Source organism: Fulvivirga lutimaris (assembly GCF_009711525.1).
Classification (GTDB): domain Bacteria; phylum Bacteroidota; class Bacteroidia; order Cytophagales; family Cyclobacteriaceae; genus Fulvivirga; species Fulvivirga lutimaris.
The window spans coordinates 1-6,842 of the sequence record NZ_SMLV01000229.1 but is presented as its reverse complement, the minus strand read 5'-3'; the positions used below and the strand labels follow the sequence as shown (position 1 = coordinate 6,842).

Genomic DNA, 6,842 nt, shown 5'->3' with positions numbered 1-6,842 from the left:
TTAGCGTTTTCATTCTTGATTTTAGGTAGCTCAACTGCTAGTGCACAAGCTTCCGCAGATTCAGGATTAAGTGCGGCAACTACGCTTTACATTTTAGCAGGATTTGTTGTCTTTACAGCAATACTTGTCTTATACGTTTCAGTAGTTATCCTGCGATTACTAAGGTTTATTGTAAAAGAGGAAGCCGCTAAGAAGGCGGAATTGGCTGGAGAACCAATTGTTGAAGAAGAAAGCTGGTGGTCAAAATTTGTAGACAAGGCTAATGATGTTGTTCCTATTGAAGAGGAAGACACTATTATGCTAGATCATAATTATGATGGCATTCGAGAGCTGGATAACCATTTGCCGCCGTGGTGGAAGTGGACATTCTACTTATCAATAGTATTTGCTATAGTTTATATGGTTTCATATCATGTAATAGGGAACATGCCTTTGCAAACAGCAGAGTATGAAACTGAAGTGGCACTGGCCAACGAAGCGGCTCTAAAGCGTGCTGCTAATGCTCCTGTTGCAAATATTGATGAATCAAATGTTGAGTTGGCGACTGATCCTGCAGATTTAGCAAAAGGTAAGCAGGTATTTTTAAATAGCTGCGCTCAGTGCCATAAAGAACAAGGTGAAGGAGGTATAGGGCCTAATTTGACAGATGACTACTGGTTACATGGTGGTAGTATAAGTGAAGTATTCATTACCATAAAAAAAGGTGTTCCTGAAAAAGGGATGATTTCATGGGAGCCTGTTTTATCACCAACACAAATGCAAAACGTAGCGTCCTACATTATGACCTTAAGAGGAACTAACCCTCCAAATGCCAAGGCACCACAAGGGGAGTTGTATACTCCAGATGTTGACGGTGCTGAAGAGGAAGAGCAACCTGCTGATTCATTACAGCTATCACAAGTTAATTAACTTGAGCTAGTAAGAAGGAGGAGATGATGGAAGAGAATTTATATGAGTATGATGAGCAGTTCAGAGATGGAATTGCAACAGTAGATGAGGAAGGTAAGAGGGTATGGGTTTATCCCAAAAAACCTAAAGGGTATTTCCATAACCTCAGAAAGATGGTGTCAGCGCTTTTATTGCTGATGCTTTTCGCAGGGCCTTTTATAACTATAAGTGGCAGGCCGCTTTTGCTGCTCAATATATTCGAAAGAAAGTTTGTCATTTTTGGACAGGCATTTTGGCCACAAGACTTCTTTCTGTTGGCGTTGCTGCTCATTACCTTCTTCGTTTTCGTTATTCTCTTTACCGTAGTTTTTGGTAGACTTTGGTGTGGATGGGCTTGTCCCCAAACGCTGTTTATGGAAATGGTTTTCAGAAAGGTTGAATACTGGCTTGAGGGTGATGCAAATCAGCAAAGAAAGCTTAATCAGCGCGATTGGGACTTTGACAAGGTATGGCGTAAAGGGCTTAAGCACATTATTTTCATGCTCATTTCTATAGTTATAGCCCACACGGTTATGGCTTATCTTATTGGGTATAAAGAGGTAATAAATATTGTTAGCCAGCCACCTTCAGCACACCTCTCAGGATTTATTGGACTCACCTTTTTTACATTCATATTTTACGGTGTATTTTCCTATTTGAGAGAACAGGCATGTATAGCTATTTGTCCTTATGGTCGCTTGCAGGGAGTTTTATTAGATAAAAAATCCATAGCTGTAATGTATGACTGGCTAAGAGGCGAACCAAGAGGTAAGATCAAAAAGAATACTGTTGCACAACCCAAAGGAGACTGCATTGATTGTAAACTTTGTGTTCATGTTTGCCCTACAGGTATTGATATAAGAAATGGTACCCAACTGGAATGTGTAAACTGCACGGCCTGTATTGATGCTTGTGATGAAGTGATGGCTAAGATTAATAAGCCAAAGGGTCTGATACGCTATGCTTCTTATGATTCTATTAAGGAAGGAGTAAAGGGACTTTTTAATAATAGGGTAAAGGCCTATTCTGTGGTTTTATTATTACTAGTATCGGTGCTGATTACTGCTCTGGCCACAAGATCAGAGATTGATGTTACTATTTTAAAAGTACCAGGGCAGCTATATCAAAAAACGGATGATGGACAAATCACTAACTTGTATAATGTACAGTTTATCAATAAAACCTTTGAACCTACTGAAGTGAGCCTAAGAGTGTTGGGACTAAATGAAGCAGAAATATCTAAGGTTGGTGGTGGTGATCTTAAAATTGAAGCTAATAGCCTGGCCGAAGGTGTTTATTTTATTAAAATTCCAGCGGAGAGTATAAAATCTGCCAAGACAAATGTGACTGTTGGGGTTTATGATGGAGAGGAACTAGTTGATGAAATTGACACTAAATTTCTGGGACCGGTTTCAATAAGTAATTAAAAATGATTTATTTAAAAATATCAATATGAACTGGGGACATAAAATAGTAATAACTTTTGTAGTGTTTGCGGCTATTATCATTTCTATGGTAGTAATAAGTATGCGGCAAGATGTGAGCCTGGTTGCGCCTGATTATTATAAGCAGGAGATTGCCTATACGGAGCAAATGAATAAACTCCAGAATACCAAGAGTCTTGGTGATAATGCTCCTCAAATTAAATATGATCATGCTAAAAGGCATTTCGTAATTACTTCTAAAGAGTTTTTAGAAGGAGAATTACACTTCTACAGACCTTCAGATTCTTCTAAAGATATTAAAGTCGGCCTGTCTTTAGAGGGAGAGCCAAAGACTGTAGATGCGTCTAATATGATTTCAGGGCTCTGGAAGGTTAAGTTAAGTTGGGCGAAGGCAGGCAAGTCTTATTTTACAGAGAAGAATATTGTGATCTGATATGTGGGCAACACTAATATTAGGAGCGTCAATAGGTTTCTTCGGAAGCTTTCATTGTGTTGCTATGTGCGGGCCAATAGCTGCGTACATTCATAATAGTACTTCACTGAAATCGAGTGTGGTTTTATATAATCTGGGTAGGGTATTAACATATATAACATTAGGAGTTTTGCTCGCACTTGTTGGAGATGGGTTTGAGTTGTTTGGTTTGCAGCGTTGGATTTCAGTTGTGGCTGGAGTATTTGTGTTAATTGTAGTGTTGTTCCCGGTTGTTCAAAGGAAGTATTCATATTTAGCCAGCACATTTACACCACTTAATAAACTGAAGCATCAGCTAACAAAAGCTACTAAAGAAGGGAAGATGCTACCATATCTTTTTATTGGCATGCTAAATGGCCTTTTGCCATGTGGAGTTGTTTACCTGGCGCTGGCCACGTCATTATCAACAGCAAATATGTCCTCAGCGGCTATGCTCATGTTAGGTTTTGGCATTGGTACGTGGCCGCTGATGTTAATGGTTGGTTTTAGTGTTAAGTTTTTTGGTAAGACAGGCAGATTGAGGCTTAATTATGTTGTGCCAGCGTTATCTGTATTGATTGGTGTGCTATTGATAATGAGAGGGCTCGCACTTGATATTCCTTATGTTAGTCCCATGCTTTCGAAAATAGGACCTGATTACGGTTTTGCCAGTTGTGCTAAGCCATAGAAAATTGAGTTTAAATATAAAATATAGATCATTTTGATCATGGATAGTTTAAAAATAGTGAATGCTGCTGAAGCAGTGGCGCATATAAAATCAGGTAATAGAGTTTACTTACAAGGTGCCGCAATGACACCAACAGTGCTAATTGATGCCATGTGTGACAGGCACAATGAGCTGTCGGATGTGGAAATTATGCACATGCATACAGAAGGGGAGGCTAAGTATGCTCAATTGCCATGTTCTAATGCATTTAATATTAATAGCTGCTTTGTTGGCGCTAACGTAAGAAATGCTGTTAACAATGGGAATGGGAACTATATTCCTATATTCTTAAGTGAAATCCATTGGCTTTTTAGAAGAAACATTTTGCCGCTTGATGTGGCTATGATTCAGGTGTCACCTCCGGATAAACACGGGTTTTGTTCATTAGGAACTTCTATTGACGTTACTATTCCAGCTATTGAAACAGCCAAAATAGTGATAGCACAAATTAACCCTCATGTGCCCAGAACACATGGAGATGGTATAATTCATATTAGTAAAATAAATTTTGCAATTGAAGTTGACTTGCCCATTCACCAGTCTGCAATAAAAGAACCCAGTGACATAGAAAGAAGTATTGGTAAGCATGTGGCATCCCTGGTAGAAGATGGTGCTACGTTGCAAATGGGTATTGGAGGCATACCTAATGTTGTTTTGGCAAATCTTACAGATAGAAGAGGCCTCGGTATTCATACAGAAATGTTTTCTGATGGCATTCTACCTTTAGTGGAAGCAGGAATAATCACAGGGGAGCACAAAAAAGTGAAACCTGGAAAAATTGTAAGTTGTTTTGCTGTTGGATCCCAAAAACTCTATGATTTTCTTGATGATAATCCAGGTATTGATTTTAAGGAGGCCGCCTATACTAATGACACTGCATTAATAAGGAAGAATCCGAAAGTAACGGCTATCAATAGTGCCATAGAAATTGATTTAACTGGTCAGGTTTGTGCAGATACTATTGGTAGGTACCAGTTTTCAGGTGTTGGTGGTCAGATGGACTTTATCAGAGGTGCTTCTTTATCAGAAGGAGGAAAGGCCATAATAGCCATGCCTTCAGTTACCAAAAACGGCATGTCTAAAATAGTTCCATTTTTAAAAGAAGGAGCAGGAGTTACCACCACAAGAGCTCACGTTCATTACATAGCCACCGAATATGGTGTGGTTGATTTGTACGGTAAAAACCTGAAGCAGCGTGCTCAATTATTAACTTCTATCGCTCACCCTGATCATAGGGAAAATTTGGAAAGAGAGGCTTTTGAGCATTTTCATAGATAGATATTTTACAATCGTAATTTCAAAAGGGCTTAAAATAATTAAGCCCTTTTTTTATAAAAAAACACTTCAGCATTTTTTTTAAAACCAGTAATAAAAGTCATGTATTATACTGATTACGGTCATTAATTACTTCTTGATTGACCCCTAATATTGTGTAACAAAAAAGGAAAAAGCAATGAAAAAGCTAGTATTAATAATATTCATTATGAGTGCCATAGCACCAAGAATAGTAGCCCAAAAGTATTCCCTTTCAAGCAAAGAGTCAAAGCTGGAAGTGCTAGGTACTTCTACTCTACATGATTGGGAAGAGGTAGCTGAAGAGATGTCTGGTGATGCAGTGATCAGTTTAGAAAATGATCAAATAAGCATTGAGACTTTAAAGTTTAGTGTGCCAGTAAAAGCACTAAAAAGTGATCATGGTGCAATGGATAAAAATACTTATGAAGCTCTTAAAAGCAGTAAGCATCCAAACATTTATTATGAACTAAAAGAGGTGAAGTCTATAGAGAAAAATGGACAAGACTATAGCCTAAAAACCTCTGGAAATCTCACTATAGCTGGGGTGACTAAAAATATTGAAATGACCGTGACTTCTAAGCCAGTAGGTAATACAATCAGTTTTTCTGGAAAAGTAGATTTTAAGATGACTGATTTTAAAGTGGATCCACCTACAGCCTTATTAGGAACAGTTAAAACGGGTGATGAAATCACCATTCAATTTAATGTGAAATACAATAAGTAATCAAAACAATTAAAAACTAGAACAATGAAAACTTCAATCAAAATTTTGCTAATTACTGTACTTGTAAGCATTGCCGGATTAGGTTTTGCACAGCAAAATAGAACGTTACAGTTCGATCGACTTAATGGTCAGGATGGTCTAAATATATTTGAGACATCAAAAGAGGATACCGTGGCCTTTGAAAGATTAAAAGCACGACTTGGCGGTGATTTTGCCATGCAATTTCAAGCCATAACTCAAGGCAATGACTTGGGCAATCTTGTAAAACTTGGTGATAACTTCAACTTGCCTACTGCTAATTTGAATGTGGACGTCCAGCTAGAAGATGGTATTAAAATGCACCTAAGAACCTATCTGTCTGCAAGACACCATGAAGAAGCCTGGGTGAAAGGTGGACACATTCAAATGGATAAACTTGATTTTGTTAAACCTGGTTTTTTAGAAGGTTTTATGAAAATAGCAACTATTAGAATTGGTCTTGACGAATTCAACTATGGTGATGCTCACTTTAGAAGAACGGATAATGCTCGAGCAATTTACAACCCATTTGTAGGTAACTACATCATGGATGCATTCTCTACAGAGGCGTTTGGTGAACTAACTTTGCAAAATAATGGACTTCTTGCTGTTGTTGGTGTTACTAATGGTAAGCTCAACCAGAATGTTGTAATCAATGATAATAGTGATAACAAAATGTCTTTCTTTGGTAAGCTAGGTGTTGATAAACAAGTAAATGACGATACTCGCGTTAGATTAACAGGATCTTGGTACATCAATAAAGGAACTACCACAGGTACTTGGTTATATGGTGGTGACAGAGGTGGATCTAGATACTACAGCGTTTTGCATGACCAGGTTGATGGAGGTAGTGACTTCGAGGGCCGATTAAACGCAAGATTTACAGAGCTTACAGCTATTCAAATTAACCCATTCGTACAACTAGGAGGGGTAGAGTTCTTCGGAATCTATGAGGTTGCTTCTGGTAGTGCTGATGGTAATGACGGAGCCTACACTCAATTAGCTGGTGAGTTACTTTACAGATTTGGTAGCACAGATCAGTTATATGTTGGTGGTAGATTTAATACTGTAAAAGGAGCACGTGTAGATGGCGCCCCTGACCAGGAAATAAGCAGAATAAACTTAGGCGGTGGTTGGTTCATCACTAAAAATGTTATGATGAAGCTTGAGTATGTAAATCAGAAATATGACGGAGACGGTTGGATCGGTAGTAAATACGAAGGAGCTTACTTTGAAGGAGTAAATATAGAAGCT

7 protein-coding genes are annotated in these 6,842 nt (G+C 38.3%); all 7 read left to right on the top strand.

Annotated features, from left to right (window positions below; genetic code table 11):
* On the top strand, positions 1–909 hold a 909-nt coding region (locus tag E1140_RS02665), incomplete at its 5' end, for a cbb3-type cytochrome c oxidase N-terminal domain-containing protein (protein ID WP_155178765.1).
* Positions 910–935: 26 nt separating this feature from the next.
* Positions 936–2,354, top strand: a complete 1,419-nt coding sequence (gene ccoG / locus E1140_RS02660) for a cytochrome c oxidase accessory protein CcoG (RefSeq protein ID WP_246202695.1) — start codon at positions 936–938, stop codon at positions 2,352–2,354.
* A 25-nt stretch (positions 2,355–2,379) separates the two neighbouring features.
* On the top strand, positions 2,380–2,805 hold the full coding sequence (locus E1140_RS02655; protein WP_155178759.1) for a FixH family protein: 426 nt from the start codon (positions 2,380–2,382) through the stop codon (positions 2,803–2,805).
* 1 nt (position 2,806) lies between these two features.
* Positions 2,807–3,511, top strand: coding sequence for a sulfite exporter TauE/SafE family protein (locus E1140_RS02650; protein ID WP_155178757.1), 705 nt, complete (start codon positions 2,807–2,809; stop codon positions 3,509–3,511).
* Positions 3,512–3,550: 39 nt separating this feature from the next.
* Positions 3,551–4,828 (top strand): acetyl-CoA hydrolase/transferase family protein, encoded by a 1,278-nt coding sequence (locus E1140_RS02645; protein WP_155178755.1) that lies wholly within the window; start codon positions 3,551–3,553, stop codon positions 4,826–4,828.
* A gap of 175 nt (positions 4,829–5,003) precedes the next feature.
* Complete coding sequence (locus E1140_RS02640) at positions 5,004–5,570, top strand: YceI family protein (protein WP_155178753.1); 567 nt, start codon at positions 5,004–5,006, stop codon at positions 5,568–5,570.
* 24 nt (positions 5,571–5,594) lie between these two features.
* On the top strand, positions 5,595–6,842 hold a 1,248-nt coding region (locus tag E1140_RS02635), incomplete at its 3' end, for a hypothetical protein (RefSeq protein WP_155178751.1).

Coding starts and splice junctions, on each gene's coding strand:
- ccoG (WP_246202695.1), top strand. CDS start 936: ATGGAAGAGAATTTATATGAGTATGATGAGCAGTTCAGAGATGGAATT.
- E1140_RS02655 (WP_155178759.1), top strand. CDS start 2,380: ATGAACTGGGGACATAAAATAGTAATAACTTTTGTAGTGTTTGCGGCT.
- E1140_RS02650 (WP_155178757.1), top strand. CDS start 2,807: ATGTGGGCAACACTAATATTAGGAGCGTCAATAGGTTTCTTCGGAAGC.
- E1140_RS02645 (WP_155178755.1), top strand. CDS start 3,551: ATGGATAGTTTAAAAATAGTGAATGCTGCTGAAGCAGTGGCGCATATA.
- E1140_RS02640 (WP_155178753.1), top strand. CDS start 5,004: ATGAAAAAGCTAGTATTAATAATATTCATTATGAGTGCCATAGCACCA.